General features: G+C 31.3%; 15 protein-coding genes. 3 read left to right on the top strand and 12 right to left on the bottom strand.

Features of this window, described 5'->3' with window-relative positions; translation table 11 throughout:
• Positions 1 to 21: 21 nt before the first annotated feature.
• Positions 22 to 963 carry a VCBS repeat-containing protein gene (locus tag ACWJKP_RS04680; RefSeq protein ID WP_165412002.1) on the top strand — a complete coding sequence of 314 codons (942 nt, stop codon included), beginning with the start codon at positions 22 to 24 and terminating at the stop codon, positions 961 to 963.
• Positions 964 to 1,175: 212 nt separating this feature from the next.
• Here the strand turns inward: ACWJKP_RS04680 and ACWJKP_RS04675 are convergent, their stop codons facing one another.
• The 11 genes from ACWJKP_RS04675 to ACWJKP_RS04625 form a co-directional block, all read right to left on the bottom strand.
• Positions 1,176 to 2,147: a hypothetical protein gene (locus tag ACWJKP_RS04675; protein ID WP_462961433.1), complete on the bottom strand. Its 972-nt coding sequence runs from the start codon at positions 2,145 to 2,147 to the stop codon at positions 1,176 to 1,178.
• A gap of 54 nt (positions 2,148 to 2,201) precedes the next feature.
• The gene (locus ACWJKP_RS04670; protein ID WP_165412004.1) at positions 2,202 to 2,447 is read right to left on the bottom strand and encodes a hypothetical protein; all 246 of its coding nucleotides are present in this window, start codon (positions 2,445 to 2,447) and stop codon (positions 2,202 to 2,204) included.
• Positions 2,448 to 2,548: 101 nt separating this feature from the next.
• Entirely contained in the window at positions 2,549 to 3,016 is a 468-nt protein-coding gene (locus ACWJKP_RS04665) for a hypothetical protein (protein WP_224579028.1), read from the bottom strand.
• A gap of 243 nt (positions 3,017 to 3,259) precedes the next feature.
• Positions 3,260 to 3,853 carry a ribosome biogenesis GTP-binding protein YihA/YsxC gene (gene yihA, locus ACWJKP_RS04660; RefSeq protein WP_165412005.1) on the bottom strand — a complete coding sequence of 198 codons (594 nt, stop codon included), beginning with the start codon at positions 3,851 to 3,853 and terminating at the stop codon, positions 3,260 to 3,262.
• Positions 3,834 to 6,176 (bottom strand): endopeptidase La, encoded by a 2,343-nt coding sequence (lon, locus tag ACWJKP_RS04655; RefSeq protein WP_462961432.1) that lies wholly within the window; start codon positions 6,174 to 6,176, stop codon positions 3,834 to 3,836. Before lon ends, yihA begins: the two co-directional genes overlap by 20 nt.
• A 240-nt stretch (positions 6,177 to 6,416) precedes the next feature.
• Positions 6,417 to 8,099: an ATP-dependent protease LonB gene (gene lonB / locus ACWJKP_RS04650; protein WP_165412007.1), complete on the bottom strand. Its 1,683-nt coding sequence runs from the start codon at positions 8,097 to 8,099 to the stop codon at positions 6,417 to 6,419.
• Positions 8,100 to 8,349: 250 nt separating this feature from the next.
• Positions 8,350 to 9,642, bottom strand: coding sequence for an ATP-dependent Clp protease ATP-binding subunit ClpX (clpX, locus tag ACWJKP_RS04645; protein WP_165412008.1), 1,293 nt, complete (start codon positions 9,640 to 9,642; stop codon positions 8,350 to 8,352).
• Positions 9,643 to 9,676: 34 nt separating this feature from the next.
• Entirely contained in the window at positions 9,677 to 10,261 is a 585-nt protein-coding gene (gene clpP / locus ACWJKP_RS04640) for an ATP-dependent Clp endopeptidase proteolytic subunit ClpP (RefSeq protein ID WP_165412009.1), read from the bottom strand.
• A gap of 153 nt (positions 10,262 to 10,414) precedes the next feature.
• Positions 10,415 to 11,707, bottom strand: coding sequence for a trigger factor (gene tig / locus ACWJKP_RS04635; protein ID WP_165412010.1), 1,293 nt, complete (start codon positions 11,705 to 11,707; stop codon positions 10,415 to 10,417).
• A 170-nt stretch (positions 11,708 to 11,877) separates the two neighbouring features.
• Positions 11,878 to 12,714, bottom strand: coding sequence for a sugar phosphate isomerase/epimerase family protein (locus ACWJKP_RS04630; protein WP_165412011.1), 837 nt, complete (start codon positions 12,712 to 12,714; stop codon positions 11,878 to 11,880).
• A gap of 16 nt (positions 12,715 to 12,730) precedes the next feature.
• Positions 12,731 to 13,555: a hypothetical protein gene (locus ACWJKP_RS04625; protein ID WP_165412012.1), complete on the bottom strand. Its 825-nt coding sequence runs from the start codon at positions 13,553 to 13,555 to the stop codon at positions 12,731 to 12,733.
• Between the two features lie 577 nt (positions 13,556 to 14,132).
• On the opposite strand from ACWJKP_RS04625, the gene pflB reads away from it, so the two are divergent.
• Both pflB and pflA read left to right on the top strand, forming a co-directional pair.
• The gene (pflB, locus tag ACWJKP_RS04620) at positions 14,133 to 16,361 is read left to right on the top strand and encodes a formate C-acetyltransferase (protein WP_165412013.1); all 2,229 of its coding nucleotides are present in this window, start codon (positions 14,133 to 14,135) and stop codon (positions 16,359 to 16,361) included.
• Positions 16,362 to 16,539: 178 nt separating this feature from the next.
• Complete coding sequence (gene pflA, locus ACWJKP_RS04615; protein WP_165412014.1) at positions 16,540 to 17,265, top strand: pyruvate formate-lyase-activating protein; 726 nt, start codon at positions 16,540 to 16,542, stop codon at positions 17,263 to 17,265.
• A gap of 341 nt (positions 17,266 to 17,606) precedes the next feature.
• Here the strand turns inward: pflA and ACWJKP_RS04610 are convergent, their stop codons facing one another.
• The gene (locus tag ACWJKP_RS04610) at positions 17,607 to 18,008 is read right to left on the bottom strand and encodes a hypothetical protein (protein ID WP_165412015.1); all 402 of its coding nucleotides are present in this window, start codon (positions 18,006 to 18,008) and stop codon (positions 17,607 to 17,609) included.
• Positions 18,009 to 18,017 lie beyond the last annotated feature (9 nt).

Genomic DNA, 18,017 nt, shown 5'->3' with positions numbered 1-18,017 from the left:
ATTTAGAGGGGGGTGTAATATATGAAATTACAGATACTATTTTTTAAGAAGAAAATTGTCTATTATACTTTAGCAATTATTACCTTTACCATAATGCTTACATTTTTTTTGTTTTTCAGAAAATGTTCAATAAGTACGTTTAATGTTGTTAATGAAAACAAAATGATGCAAGCTGATCTAACAGCAGATGGGAATAAGGATATTCTCTACATAAAAACAGATGCAGATAAATATTATATCCAAATAAATTCAGAATCTAAAAGTTATTACCTAGAGCCTTCTAAAAAAAGTAACACAGTGGGAAATTATTATTCACAGTGGCCGATGCGACTTACTTTAATGGACATATCTAGAAATAATATACCTGAAATATTTACTCAAGCATCAGTAAAGGATAAGGCTATTCAGCATGTATTTCTTTGGACCGGAGAAAAATTTGATGATATATTTTGCAGCACAAACAATATTTTAGGTTTTATAGATAGTAAAAATAATAAAACTCCTAAAGTTATATCTGGAAATATTAAAGATGGTGAAATGAACTTAGTCAGTTATATTTTCATTAAAAATAATTTAAAGTCTTTTAACTATAATTATGCCGATAATTATATGGGTAAAAACACCATGTTAGGTTTTGTAAATCTGATGGAAAGCTTTCCATTATCAGAATTAAATATGTCAAAAGAACTTTTCGCACCTTATTTAAATGGTAATGATATTTCACTATTAGGCGATTTATCAAGCCAAAAAATACATTTTACTTTTCAAGATGCCGTTTTCAAAGATTATAATTGGGACAAAGACGGTAATGCCAGTGAAATTCTATGGACATTAAATTTTAAAGGAACTAATACAAATGATTTAAAAGAAACAAAAAACTATACTATAGACCTAATTGTAAAGCTTATACCTAATGAGAATAAAGTTTCTATCTTCAAAATCAGCTCTGTAACTCTTAAGTAATAAAGCGATATTATTAAGATATACACAATTATAAAAGGGACCGTATTATCGGTCCCAAGGGGGATGGGGGGTTACGCATAAAATAATTATTTTATGCTAATGGAGATTTCAACTCCGATTACATTTATAATATTACCCTTTTTACGGAGTTTTATTCATTATAAAATATATTTAAATTTTTTATATAAAACACACATTTATTTGTAGAAATTCTAATGTCTTGAGGTATCATTTTCCTCTACGATTTTATTGAGCACTTCAATTTTTTTATCATCTACTAGATGAGCTAATATAAAAATAAGCTGTTCCTTATCCTCATCCTCTAAGAATTGTAAAATGCTATGTGTACTTTCTTTAGGACTCGTATGTTTAAATTCAACATCGTTACTTTCAAAAGAATCATTATTCGATATGGAATTCATAATATCATCAAGATTTGGATTGTTTAAGTCTAGATTATTTAAATCTATTCCAGATAGCATATTTGAAATTTCGCTTAAATCTATACCACCCATACCTGAAAATATATTTGATAACATGTTATCTTGCCCATCTTCATTTGAATTTACTAAATCATTATTCTCATTAAGATCATTGTTTTTTTCATTACTATTACTATTACCATTATTACGATTACTATTATTACTATTATTATTTTTATTATTTTTATTATTTTTATTTTGATTATTTTGATTATTATTACTATTATTACTATTATTACTATTTTGATTGTTATTATTATTTTTTGCTGAATTCGATGTTGAATTTACATTTCCTGAATAACTATCCGCTGAGTTGCCCCGCATGTTATTACCTTGCCCTCCTAAACTGTCCATCAAATTTCCTAATATATTATTGTCTTGTCCGCCTAAACTGCCAATTAAATTTCCTAGCATATTATTGTCTTGGCCACCTAACCCAGAAATTAACCCTTCAAGCATATTATTGCCCCCACCATTATTTCCTCCAAGAAAGCTAGTTAATAATCCCATCAAAGGATTTGCAGAATTTCCATTAATCATTTGTGCTAATGGGTTATTGCCAGAATTGTTATTATTATTATTATTGTTGCCGTTATTGTTATTATTGTTGCCGTTATTATTACTGTCATTGTTATTATTTGCATTATTGTTATTATTTTCATTATTCATATTATTTCTATCGTGTTTATGATGTTTTGACATATTTATCACCTCATTTATAAATGGGAGAGCATAAGCTCTCCCTGATTTTTAGAATTAACAACAACATCCTCTCGCTGGTGTTTCAACATTTCTACCTTTACAACAACAACAAACTATGAATATCAATATTAGCAAGAAAGCATTTTTGTTTTCAAGTAGACATGTTCTTTGAAGTATAATTAAGAGTATTAACGCACAACATGGATTTGTACATATACTTGAAAACTGATTTCCATTTCTACATCCACATTCTGATGTTCTATCACAACATCTTCTTACACGACGTCTTCTTTTTGACATATAAAACTCCCCTTCCTGGGCCATGTTTTAATGCACTATTTATTTTAACTCAAGTTAATTAATAATTTAATTTATCTATTTGTGCAATTATAATTATTTATCTAACAATCTTCATCACAGTTATCTAGATTTATAAAATTATTTGTGCATCCTCTGCCTTGTCTACCATTATTGCCACCACATGCGAATATAAGAATTAAGATTATTATCCAGCAACATGCACCGCCGCCGCCGAATCCGCCACATCCGCCACCAAATCCACCAAATCCGCCAAATCCACCTCTACTACTTGAGCCACATCTGCAAAGTTCCTTGCAGTGTTTAGGATCGCATCCGCAGACAGTTCCACACTCTTGTCCTTGACCCCATCCTCCGCATAAGCATAATAGAATAATGATCCAAATTATTGAGCTTCTTCCGCCTCCAAAGCCACCACAGCCGCCACCAAAGCCGCGTCCACAGTCACAATCGCCTCTGTTGTTACAGTTGCCACCTCCGATGCCACAGTTGCCACCACCTAAATTTCCTTTGCCACTACTCAAGCCACTTAATAAGCTATTCATATCCATTTACTTGCCTCCTTATTGTTGTTTTACCTTTTAAAATCTTTTTCTTTGGTTCTAATATATACTATTCTTGTAGAAATAAATTGACACAGATTTTCAAATTAAATCATCTTTTTCCATGTGCTTAAATCATTACCTGCGGCGCTGTATATTTTTTACACATGCTAAAGGCAAAAAAAAATAGACCTCATTACTTTATGCACAAAGTACTAGTTTGCACGCCGTAATGTAGGTCTCTTTTATTTTTTATTCTTCTATGTGATCATCTTTAAACATGTTTCCTAGTAACTCTTTTACACCTATTTTCTTTAGTGAGGAAATATTAATAATTTCCTCATTCGCCTCAAGAGCAAATGTTTCCCTTATCAGCTTATTATTTTTTACAAGTTCTGCTCTATTTAACTTATCTTTTTTTGTTGCCACTATTACAACTTCATAACCAAAATGTTTAATCCATCCGTACATTAGAAGATCATCTTTAGTTGGCTTACGTCTACAATCCACAAGTAACGCTACCTTTTGAAGTTGTGGTCTACGAATTAGGTAGTCCTCCATCATCTTACCCCATTTAGCTTGTTCAGTTTTTGATACTTTTGCATATCCGTAACCTGGTAAATCAACAAAATAAAAGCTATTGTTTATTAAAAAAAAGTTTATAAGTCTAGTTTTTCCAGGTGTTCCACTAACTTTAACCAGCTTTCGTCTATTGGTTAAAGTATTTATTAAAGAAGACTTTCCTACGTTGGACCTACCAACGAAAGCATACTCTACCATATTATCTGTAGGATACTGGTTAGGTTTTACTGCTGAAATTATGAATTCAGATTGTTTTATCTCCATTATATATCTCTCCAATTAATGCATTTTCAAGCACATGTTCTACTTTACTTGCAATTATAAATTTTAGTTTATTTTTAATACCATTTGGTATTTTTTGTATGTCTTTTTCATTATTTTTAGGTATTATAATTGTATCAATTCCTGCCCTATAAGCAGCTAGCGATTTTTCCTTAAGCCCACCAATAGGCAGCACTCTTCCTGTAAGTGTAATCTCCCCTGTCATCGCTACATTATGTCTTACTTTTTTGTTAGTTAAGGCAGATACCATTGCAGTTATCATAGTTACCCCGGCCGATGGTCCATCTTTAGGCACCGCTCCCTCTGGTACATGAATATGAATATCTTTATTTTTATAAAAATCTTTATCAATATTATATTTGGCTGCATTAGCTCTAACATAGCTGTATCCAGCTTTAGCAGATTCTTTCATAACATCTCCTAATTGACCGGTAAGTTGAAGCTTACCAGTTCCATCCATAGCACTTACCTCTACATGCAAGATAACCCCACCAACCTCTGTCCACGCAAGGCCTGTTACAACTCCTACTCCATCTTCCTCGTCAGCTTTATCATAGGTATATAAAACTGGACCTAAATATCGTTTAACATGTGAAGTTGTAACATTAACATTTTCCTTACCCTTTTCTACCGTTTCAGTTATTGCCTTTCTTATAATTGAGGCAATTTTTCTTTCAAGATTTCTAACCCCTGATTCCCTAGTATAATTTTCGATAATGCAATTCACCGAAGAATCGGAAAAAGTTATTTTATCATCATCCATATTATGTTCTTTTAACATCTTTGGAATAATGTGATTTTTAGCGATATGGAATTTTTCTTCTGAAGTGTAGCCTGACACCTCAATAACTTCCATTCTATCTAGTAATGGTCTTGGAATGGTATCTAATTTATTTGCAGTAGTTATAAATAAAACTTTCGATAAATCAAAGTCTAATTCTAGGTAATGATCCCTAAAAGTTGCATTTTGTTCACTATCCAAAACTTCTAAAAGCGCATCTGCCGGGTCACCCTTAGAATCACTGCTCATTTTATCAATTTCATCTAATAAGAATAATGGATTTCTATATCCGGCTTGTTTCATGGCATATATAATTCTACCTGGAATTGCTCCCACGTAAGTTTTTCTATGTCCTCTTATTTCAGCCTCATCTTTTACTCCACCAAGTGACATTCTAACAAAATTTCTATTTAATGCATTAGCAACAGACTTCGCTATAGATGTTTTTCCAACTCCTGGTGGACCTACCAAACAAAGTATAGGTCCCTTAAGCGTATTGCTGATTTTTTTAACTGCTAAATATTCTATTATTCTTTCCTTAACATCCTCGAGCCCATAATGTTCCGCTTTAAAAACCTCTCTAGCCTTGTTAATATCAATGGTATCTTTAGTCACTTTATTAAAGGGTAGCGCTAATATCCAATCTAAATAGGCTTTTGTTACTCCACTTTCAGAAGAATAATTCCCTGAACTTTTCAATCTATTTAGTTCATAAATTGCTTTTTCTTTTGCCTCTTTAGGAAGCTTTGCCTTTTTTATTTTATTTTCATATTCTGCTATTTCTCTCTTATCTTCGTCATCTTCTCCTAATTCTTCTTGTATAGCTTTCATTTGTTCTCTTAGGTAATATTCCTTTTGGATTTTATCAATTCTACCTTTAACCTTGGTTCCAATCTTCTTTTCTATTTTTAATACTTCAACCTCATTTTTTAATATAAATAACAATTTTTCTAATCTTTTAATAACTTCTACTGTTTCAAGCAATTCTTGTTTTGTCTCTGGCTTTAGTATTAAATATGAGCTTACCATATCACAATATCTTCCTGGTTCTTCCGTCTCTTCTAAACTGAATAAAGCATCTGGGAAGTTGTTAACTGATAGATTTATGTATTCTTCAAAGGCTTTATCTATACTTCTAATGTATGCCTTACATTCCTTATTATCTTCATACAGTTCATCTTCAATAATTTCTACTTCCACCCGTACAAAAGGTTCCTTCTCTTTGTACTCAAGAATCTTACCTCTCTTCATTCCCTCAACTAGTACCCTAATTGCATCTCCTGGCAACTTTAATATTTGTTTTACATTACAAATAGTACCAATATTATATATATCCTTCTCTTCTGGTTCTTCAATTTTTGATACTTTCTGTGAACCCAGAAAAATCTCTTGATTATTTAGCATAGCATCCTCTAATGCAAGTATAGATTTTTCCCTACCAACATCAAAGTGCAATACCATATATGGAAATATATTCATGCCTCTTAACGGAATTAACGGAAGAAGTTTTGTACTTTTATCCATTTTTCTCCCTCTTTTCTATATTATATTAATTTTTCTCTATTAATGTAAAATCAAACTTCTACTTTACAAAGAATAGATATCACAAACTATAAATACTTGCTCATTATATTTTTATGCTTTTATATTTCGACTACTATAGTATACCTATAATACAATTATTTTTCAATACTACAAAGTTTAAAATAAAAAAGGTAATCTACTATAATTAAATAGTGATCACCTTTTTTTTTAAAATATGATTTATCCTTTTAATGATTCAGCTGCTATAACATCCACATCTTTCTCAAATGCAATTGAAATATTTTTAGGATTCTCCTGAAGTAACGCCTCACGAATTACCTCACTAATATTACTCACTGGTATAATCTTAATATTTTCGATACTTTTAAAACTATCTTGCCAATTATCCCTCGGAATAATAACTCTTGTGGCACCTGCTTTTTTTGCAGCAGCAATTTTAGCATTGACACCGCCTATCGGCTTTACATTACCATGAATTGATATCTCTCCTGTCATTGCAACCATATTATCAACTGGCACACCTTTTATTGCACTATATATTGCAGTTGTTATGCTAACCCCGGCTGATGGGCCATCTACAGGGGATCCACCTGGAAAGTTTACATGAATATCATAATCATCACAATCTATATCAAAATATTTTTCGAGTACCGTAACCACATTTTCTACTGATGATCTCGCAGTACTTTTTCTTTTCAATTTTTTATTGCTACTACTTATTTCTTCTTCTTCAATAATTCCTGTAATTTTAAGAACACCTTTTCTAAGCTTTATTTTTTTTGCACTAGCTTCAATTTCCATTACCGCTCCTATATTAGATCCGTAAACCGCAAGCCCGTTTACATATCCAATTTGTGGTTTATCGGATATCATATTTTCGAACCTTGGGGAGTACTGACCATTTTCTATAACCCACTCAACATCCTCAACACTTACTTCATCTCTATCATCGTTAATAGCCATACCACTAGCTAACTGAATTAAATTAACAGTATCACGTCCATTGCTAGAGTATTTACCAACAAGCTTTAATGCTTTTTCACATATTTTAAGACCTATTTTATTTATTGAATTTTCAGCAATTGTTTGTAATTCTTCTGGTAGTAATGCCCTAAAAAATATCTCTATGCACCTTGACCTTATTGCAGGCATTATTTCTTCTGGATTACGTGTAGTTGCACCTATAAGTCTAAAATCAGCTGGAAGCCCTTCATCAAATACTTCTTTTATATAAAGCGGCATGTTAGGATCTTCTCCATTATAATAAGCACTATCTAAAAATACTTTTCTATCTTCTAATACTTTAAGGAGTTTATTCATTTCTATAGGATGTAGCTCTCCAATTTCATCAACAAATAGAATTCCGCCATGTGCTTTTGTAACCGCTCCAGGCTTTGGTTGAGGTACTCCAGCCGCTCCGAGTGGTCCGGCTCCTTGGTAAATGGGATCGTGAACGGATCCAATAAGCGGATCTGCAATCCCCCTTTCATCAAATCTAACAGTTGTTCCATCTATTTCTACAAACTTAGAACATTCATTAAATGGAGATCGTTCTCTTTTTTTAGCGTCTTCAAGTACTAATCTAGCAGCCGCTGTTTTTCCTACTCCAGGTGGCCCATAAATTATGACATGTTGAGGATTAGGTCCGCATATCGCTGCTTGCAGTGCCTTAATTCCTTTTTCTTGTCCTATAACCTCCTCGAATCTTGTCGGTCTGCTTTTTTCAGTAAGTGGTTCTGTAAGGCTTATGCTTTTCATTTTTCTTAAATTTTCCATTTCTTTTTTGTTTCCTTTATTAACAACCACCTTACTACTTTGCTGACTTTTTAATGCATTAAAAAAATATAATCCAATAACTATTGTAAAAAAAAGTTGTATTGCCATAAGAAGTTTCATTGTCATATTATTTAAAGTTTAATATTTAATATATTAAACTAATCCTCCTTTCTCATATTAAATTTGCATATTTTAGTAAATATTGCATCATTTATATTATGGTCAAGAAATGAATAATATATTCTTCTTATTCCATATATTATCCAAATTTTTAAATTTTATAATTTCCTCAAAATAAAAAAAAGACAGATATATAATCCGTCTTTTTTCTACATTAATATTACACCTGCGTAGGTGATGATTTAGTCTTAGTTTACTATGCTGTTTCTGGGCCTTTTTTAGTTTTAATTTTCTGTGCAATCTTTAATTTTTCTCTTTTTCCACTTTCAGCTAAGACTAATTGTGGGTTTCTAGTTCTAATAGTATCCTCATTAACTATTACTTTAGATACTTGTTCATTAGATGGAATATCAAACATAATTTCCTTCATTGTATCTTCTATAATAGATCTAAGTCCACGAGCTCCAGTTTTTCTTTTGATAGCTTCTTTAGCTATAGCTTTTAACGCTTCTTCTTCAAACTCTAATTCTACGTTATCCATCTCAAACAATTTCTTATATTGTTTAATGAGCGCATTTTTAGGTTCACTAAGAATTTTAACTAATGCTTCTTCATCTAAAGCTTCAAGAGTAACTACTATCGGAAGCCTTCCTACAAACTCTGGAATTAATCCAAATTTCAATAAATCTCCTGGCATTATAAATTTCAACATTTCTCCTACATTTGCTTCTTCTTTTGATCTTATTTCAGCTCCGAAACCAACAGATGTAGTTCTAGTTCTTTTTTCTATAATTTTATCAAGTCCATCAAATGCTCCTCCACAGATAAATAAAATATTTGATGTATTTATCTGAATAAACTCTTGATGAGGATGCTTTCTTCCACCTTGTGGTGGAACTGATGCTGTAGTGCCTTCTAATATTTTAAGTAACGCCTGTTGAACGCCTTCTCCAGATACATCCCTAGTTATAGAAGGATTTTCAGATTTTCTAGCTACCTTATCTATTTCATCTATATAGATAATACCTTTTTCTGCTTTTTCTACATCATAATCAGCATTTTGTATTAATTTAAGTAAGATGTTTTCTACATCTTCTCCTACATATCCTGCTTCAGTAAGTGTAGTTGCATCGGCTATTGCAAAAGGTACATTTAAATATTTTGCTAATGTTTGAGCTAGTAAAGTCTTACCACTTCCTGTAGGTCCAAGTAATAATATATTACTTTTTTGAAGTTCAACATCACCTTCATTAACATTTGAATTTATTCTTTTGTAATGATTGTATACTGCTACAGCCAAAGATTTTTTAGCGGTATTTTGCCCAACTACGTACTCATCTATATATTTTTTTATTTCTGCAGGTTTTGGTAATGACCCTAGGTCTAGTTCAACATCCCCCTGGAATTCATCTACAATTATTTCAGAACATAATTCTATACACTCATCACAAATATACACTCCTGGTCCTGCAATTAATCTTCTAACTTGTTCTTGGGTTTTACCACAAAAAGAACATTTAAGTTGTTTTTTTTCATCAAACTTTGTCATATTTTCACCTCAACTAACCTTATTTCGTTTAATGTTATTTCTTTTTAGATATAACTTCATCTATTAATCCATACTCCATAGCTTCTTGTGCACTCATGAAGTAATCTCTTTCAACATCATGTTGAATTTTTTCAATTGATTGTCCAGTTCTTTCACTATAGATTTTATTTAGTGTATCTTTAGTTTTCATAATTCTTTTTGCGTGAATATCAATATCAGTTGCCTGACCTTGGAACCCACCTAAAGGCTGATGTATAAGTATTTCGCTATTAGGTAATGCAAATCTTTTTCCCTTTTCACCAGCATTTAATAAGAACGATCCCATGGATGCTGCCATACCAATACAAATAGTTGAAACTTGTGGTTTTATATATTGCATTGTGTCATAAATAGCCATCCCTGCTGTAATTGATCCACCTGGACTATTTATATATAAATAAATGTCTTTATCAGGGTCTTCCGACTCTAAATACAATAACTGAGCAACAACTAAACTAGCAGTGACATCATTTACCTCTTCTCCTAGGAAAATTATTCTATCATTTAATAATCTCGAATAAATATCATAGGATCTTTCGCCCCTATTAGTTTGTTCAACAACCATTGGCACTAAACTCATATAATTCACTCCTTTACTCTAATAATAGTACTGTTTAACTAGGTAATCTATTCCTTAATTCTATCCCAAGTAATTATTTTTTAATCAATTAATTTTATCCTGTATTTAAAATTAATTGCCAGAGAAATATCTGGCAATTAATTCTAGTATAAATTATGCAGTAACTTTTGCACTATCAACTAACATATCTATTACTTTTTCATTTACAACATCAATTTGTAGATATTGTTTTTGCGCTTTCATAATTAAGTCTGCTGTTTTATCTATTTCTTTGTCTCCATATTGCGCCGCAACTTGTTTAGCTTTTTCTAACAGTTCTTCATCACTAGCTTCAAATTTTTCTATTTTCGCTATCTCTGTTATTACTAAATCAGTTTTAACTCTCTTTTCAGCTGCTTCTTTCATGAACTCCCTAACCTTTTCTTCAGTGTTGTTAGTGTACTGATAGTACGATTCAAGATCTAACCCTTGTTGTTTTAATTTCATTTCTAAATCTTTGAGCATTATATCAGTTTCTCTTTTCACCATAATTTCTGGAATATCCATTGCAACGTTAGAACAAACTGCATCTATTACAGCTTCTTCAAATTCTTTCTTTTCTCTATCTGCACTTGATACCTCAAGTGATTTTTTAATGTTATTTCTTAATTCTTCTAAAGTATCGAATTCTGACACTTCTTTAGCAAATTCATCATCAATAGCTGGTAATTCTTTTTCTTTCATGCTTTTAATAGTTACATTAAAAGTTGCAAGTTTTCCATTTAAGTCTTCTCTTCCATATGCTTCTGGAAAATTAACTTTAACTTCTTTAGTTTCTCCAGCTTTTAAGCCTATTAATTGTTCTTCAAAGGTATCAATAAATGATCCTGAACCAATTTCAAGTTCAAAATCTGTTCCTTGTCCGCCTTCGAAAGCTACATCTTCAACAAATCCTTCGAAGTCTATAATTGCTATGTTGCCCATTGCAACAGCGCCATCAAGCTTCTCTTCAACTCTAGCATTTTTTTCTTGCATGCCTTTTAACTGATTTTCAATTTCATCATCTGTTACCTTATATTCAGTTTTCTTAACTTCTAATCCTTTGTATTCTCCAATTTGAACTTCGGGTGCTACTGCAATTGATGCAGTGTATACAAAATCTTTTCCTTCCCCTATTTCAACAATATCAATTTGAGGATAATCCAATGGCTTTATATCATACTCTTTTAAAGCTTCTGGATATGTATCATCACAGCAGAAGTTTATAGCATCTTCAAAGAAAACACCTTCACCATACATTTTCTTTATTATATTCATTGGAGCTTTACCTTTTCTAAACCCAGGTATATTAATAGTCTTTGAGTTTTTTGCACAAGATTTTTTCAAAGATTCATTAAATCTTGTTGCTTCCACCGTTATTTCTAATTTAATAATATTTTTTTCTAATTTTTCCATTTTAATGTTCATTATATTACTCCTCCTAATCGCCACAAATGCTTATTACTTTAAATATTATAACATAACTTTTCATGTATTTACAAATATTCTTAAGCATATTTGCTCAAATAGTCTAATGCTATAATTATAACCAAATTGCTTATAATTTACAAGTTAATTTTGCCAAGCTTTTCTCCTTGTTATAGTATAGAACTGCCTATTATAGAAGTGAGAGACTTTCCTTCTGAACTTTTGTTAAATTTTTCAATAACAAAATCCTTTGCTTGTGTCAGTTCCTCGCAACTTAAATAATTGCTACTATAAACTTCTATAGTTCCTTTTCCACTATACTTAACGCTCTTAAGTTTGTTATATATATATTCATAATCCAAATTACCTTTTCCAGGTAAAAGACAAGGGGAATTTTCATCTCTATCATTAATATGAAGGTTCACTATATTTTCACCCATAACCTCAATGTACTTTTCTATAGAAACATTGGCTTTATACGCTTGTTTAAAATCTAAAGTAAAATATATTGGGTACTTACACTTAGCAGACAAAAATGTTAAAAACTTTAGATTCCCCGACATACACCAAGATACATTTTCCTGTGCCAATTTAATACCCATTTCCATTGCAATATAGGAAAGTTCATTATATGTATCTATAACAAATTTAGTATCAAGCTCATTAAAATCTGCACTGCGCATACCATGAAATGTATAACAGCTTGCACCTAATATCTTTGCTGCCCTACAAACTTTTTTAAAATGTTTTAACATGTCCAGGCGTCTTCTGTCATATTTATCAAAAATATACGGCTCAAATGAACTTGAAAATGCATGAACCGAATTTACGTTGAATTCATAGGTTTCTTTTTTTTCAAGTAACATCTTTAAAAAATCTTCCTCGTACTCACCCGGTGTATTAAAAAATATTTCACCATGATTAAACCCTAACTCTTTCATCTTTTTTATACTGCTTTCCGTACTCAAATTAGGATAAAAACATGCCGAAGATAATCCTATATCCATGCTTAACCTCTTTTCTCTACTGCGTTACTTCACCTAATGAATCTACATACACTACCTGACTATCTACAATTGTTTCAAGCCCCTTTGCCGTTATGTTTTTAAAAGTAATTTGTTTACCAGATGATGACATTACCTGCGTATGCTCATTGTTTTTTAAATTCACCTTCCATATATATTGAACTTGCTTTTCCTTCATCCAAGGTAATTCACTAACGTATGCAATATTATCTTCATCAATGAACTTAGGTGTAATTGACCAAATATATGTTGGTTTCTCTTTAAGCTTATTTACTTTAGGAAAAACTTCACCTTTACTAGATTTATATTCTTTTTTTGTGATATCTTTAGTGATTTTATTCACATCAATGTATAGCATATCCTGGTTTTTCGTACTCTGCACTACTATTGCTTTTTTACTTGGACTTATGTCATATGATATATCTTTAGTGTTTGATACACCTTTTATATTTTTTTCGCCTGATTTTACATTATATTCAACGCTAATTTTCTGCCCATCCGAAAATGAAGCAGTAAAGATCTCATTTTTTTCAACCGCTTCCGCTTTTAAATCAGCCTCTTCTTTTGCTGAAGCCTCTGCAGCTTTCGACTTTTCAGAATCTGCCTGTTGTTTAACAGCTTCTTCTGATTTTTTTTGTGATTCCGCTGCCTTACTTTTCTTATCCTTTGTATTGATTTCTGGTTTACTTAATAAAAAATCAAAATCTGTAGCTAAAAATATGCTCAACCCTATTATAGGTACAATAATCAATAATAATATTGTTTTTCTTCGTTTTTTCACTTCTTTCTCATAATCCTTACTAAACATGCTAGGCTTCTTCATATAATTTACCTCCATTATAATTGATGCAGTATTATTAATTATACATCATTGTAAATGAAAATAATATGGTTTTTTAAAGATGACATATATGTCTCTTTGTTTATCCCATATCATCTACCCCTTTAGCTATACATATTCTCCAAATAGTCTGTATTAAATCATCTTCTGCAAAGCTGAAACATAGACTTAAATTAATAATCCACATTGATATAATTTGTTAAAATTTCAAATAATTAAGTATATTTTTCTAAAAAAACCCAATCTAGTATGGCGTTGTTTCATTTTAAAAATATTCTGTTGTTTTTTTTTTTTAAATATTTAACACGTATAAAGCGTTAGATTTCAACGTTCACATAGCCAGATGAATATTTTCAATTTTCCAACTTTTATAAAACACTTGAACTGTTTCATTTTTGATATTACAATATATATATCGACATAATCAATTTAAATTACTACTTTTATATATTGATTATTTTATGAATTTGTCGTAATTTTACGTAAAACCAATCACTTTAAAAAGTATCATACCATTAATGCCTTATAGAGCATTAATGTATTATAAGGAGGAAAACAAATGTTTAAACAATGGACAGGCTTTAAAGGCGACCAGTGGAAAGATGAAATTAATGTAAAAGACTTTATTCAAAAAAATTATACCTTATATGAAGGTGATGATAGTTTTTTAGTAGGAACAACTGATAAAACTAATAAAGTTTGGGATAAAGTTAATTCGCTTATTATAGAAGAAATAAAAAAAGGTATTATAGATGTTGAAACTAATGAAGTTTCAGGCATAGATAATTTTGCACCTGGATATATAGATAAAGAAAATGAAGTAATTGTTGGATTACAAACAGATGCACCACTCAAAAGAATAGTAAATCCATTTGGTGGCTTTAGAATGGTAGAACAATCACTTGAATCTTATGGTTATACTTTAAATAAAGATATAAAAGAATTTTTCCCTAAATATAGGAAGACTCATAATGAAGGAGTTTTTGATGCATACACAGATGCAACAAAAGTTGCAAGAACTGTAGGATTATTAACCGGTCTTCCTGATGCATATGGTAGAGGTAGAATAATAGGCGATTATAGAAGAATAGCCCTTTATGGAATAGATTTTTTAGTTGATCAGAAGAAAAAAGATTTAAAAGAATTAACAGGACACACTACAGATGATTTAATAAGACATAGAGAAGAAATAAGTATGCAAATAAGAGCACTTGGTCAAATAAAAAGCATGGCATCAAAATATGGAGTTGATATTTCAAAACCAGCTACCACTGCACAAGAAGCGGTACAAGCAGTTTATTTAGGATACCTTGCAGGAATAAAAGAAAACAATGGTGCTGCAATGTCTCTTGGACGAACTACTACGTTCCTAGATATTTATTTTGAAAGAGATTTAGCGCAAGGCTTAATAACTGAAGATGAAGCTCAAGAGATTATTGATCAGTTCGTAATTAAACTTAGAATGGCAAGACATCTTAGAACTCCTGAATATAATGATTTATTTGGTGGAGATCCAAATTGGGTAACAGAATCAATTGGTGGTGTTGCTCTTAATGGTAAACCAATGGTAACAAAGAATTCCTTTAGATTCCTTCATACATTAACAAACCTAGGATCAGCACCAGAACCTAACATGACTGTACTTTGGTCAGAAAAATTACCAGAAACTTTCAAAAAATATTGTGCTAAAATGTCTATCGAAACTGATGCTTTGCAATATGAAAATGATGATATAATGAGACCAATATATGGCGAGGATTATGGTATAGCTTGTTGCGTATCTGCTATGGAAATCGGTAAGAGAATGCAGTTCTTTGGAGCAAGAGCTAACCTTGCAAAATCACTATTACTATCACTTAATGGTGGAGTCGACGAATTAAAAGGCAAACTTGTAGTACCTGGAATTGAAAAGACAACTGATGAAATTCTTGACTACAAAACAGTTAGAAAAATGTATTCAAAAGTTTTAAAATATGTTGCGCAAATGTATGTAGATACAATGAACACCATACATTATATGCATGATAAATATGCTTATGAAGCTGGTCAACTTTCTCTTCATGATAGTGATCTTAAATACTTCATGGCATTTGGAGTAGCAGGACTTTCAGTAGCTGCCGACTCATTAAGTGCTATAAAATATGCTAAGGTATCCCCAATTAGAGATGAAAATGGTATAACAACTGATTTTAAAATAGTTGGAGACTTCCCTAAATACGGAAATGATGATGATAGAGTTGATGATTTAGCTGTTAATCTTATCAAAGAATTCAGCGATAATCTTAAAACACACCCTGCATATAAGGGAGCGGAACATACTTTATCAGCACTTACCATTACATCTAATGTAGTTTATGGTAAGAAGACAGGTTCAACCCCTGATGGAAGAAAACGTGGAATAGCACTTGCTCCAGGAGCAAACCCAACACAATGTAACGATGAAAATGGAGCATTAGCATCATTAAATTCAGTTGCTAAGATTCCTTATAGAAATTATTGCCAAGACGGAGTTTCAAATACTTTTTCAATAGTACCAGCTGCACTTGGAATAGATGAATCTACAAGAATAAATAATCTAGTTTTCCTTTTAGATGGTTATTTTGCACAAAGCGCACACCATTTAAATGTAAATGTACTAAATAGAGAAGTTTTAGTTGATGCTATGGAGAATCCAGACAAATATCCAACACTCACAATAAGAGTATCAGGATATGCCGTTCATTTCAATAGATTATCAAAAGAACAACAACTTGAAGTTATTAGCAGAACTTTCCATGATAAAATCTAAATAATTTTATATATAACTTGAGAGGCGCTTATTATAAGCACTTCTCAAGTTATATAAAACTAATTGTGGGTTTCATTTTATATTAAAGCAAAAATATTGTTTTTGTTTTAATATGAAATGAACATAATCTAGTTTTGACATTGAAATTTCTTGTAGCAAATCTGAAGGAGGAGTATATATGGTAAAAGGTAAAATTCATTCTATAGAGAGCATGGGCCTGGTTGATGGTCCTGGAATAAGGGTAGTAGTTTTTTTTCAAGGTTGCAAACTAAGATGTGCCTATTGCCACAACCCCGATACGTGGAAGCTAAGTGGTGGCATGGAAATGACTGCGGAAGAAATTGTTCAGAAAATCATTAGATTCAAACCATATTTTAATAGATCTTCCGGTGGAGTTACTTTCTCTGGCGGCGACCCACTACTTCAACCACACTTTCTACTTGAGTGTTTAAAATTATGTAAACAAAATGGTATCCATACTGCCATAGACACAGCTGGTTTTGGTGATGGTGACTATTCTGAGATATTAAAGTATACAGATTTAGTACTTTTAGATATAAAACATACAACTAGAAAGGGTTATATTGCTTTAACGGGTAAAGATTCAAACGACGTTAATATATTTTTACAATCATTAAGAAAATCAGAAACTAGAGTTTGGGTAAGACACGTTGTTGTACCCGGAATTACAGATTCTGTGGAACATATAACTAAACTCGCTAAAATTATTAGTGAAGAGGTTCCGCATGTTGATAAAGTAGAGCTCCTTGCCTATCACGTTCTAGGAGTAAGTAAATATGAAGCTCTATCTATTCCCTATAAGTTAAAAGGTGTAGAACCAATGGATAAAGATAAAACTAAAGAGCTCCAAACACTAATAGATAATTTACTTAATATCAAATAAAAATATGAACTTTCTCCTAATCGACTTGCAATAAGAGATGGAAACGTGAAATTCCATTAAGGAATTCTAATCTTTTGTAAATCTAAAATTCTCAAACGCTCATATTCGGCATTGCCGCAAACTGTTTCCTATATAATAAAAAAAGTAACTTATCTTCAAGAGAAAAATTCATAAAGATCATGGAAACATACACAATGTCTAAAGCTCAATTATCAAGATATTGCCGTGAAAAAAGCTTATATACAGAAGATATAAAAAAATAGAGAGTAAAATGTTATTTAAAGAAAAAGAATTAAAAATAAGCGTTTAATGTGTTTCTAACTATAATTTAGGCTCTTTATTTACTTGGCTAAAAACTCAGCTATTCTGTTAGATTCAACTATCACAATTTTAATTATTATAATTAATGACAAAGCATAGAAACTCACCTTGAAAAAAGCAGTTCTTCCCATAAATTTGCATATCAAACTTATGAAACCCAATAAAAAAGCAAGTCCACCAAGTACACATAAACTTATAAACAATATCCCATTAGGGGAAAAGCCCCCAGCTAAACCTATCCCATCACGAGTACCAGCCATTGCAGACATGAAAGTTCCAAATATCAACAATATTAGTGATGCTTTTCCCCACTTATTATATATATCTCTATGAGTAAAAATCCAACCTACATATATAATAAATGCAATAATGCATATTGAAGATATTATACTTTCTATTTTCCCAAAATATAGCTGAATCATATTTAATCT

This window comes from Clostridium sp. CM037, from assembly GCF_055081095.1.
Note: the sequence above shows the minus strand (reverse complement) of the source record. Positions and strands in the feature narration are given on the sequence as shown.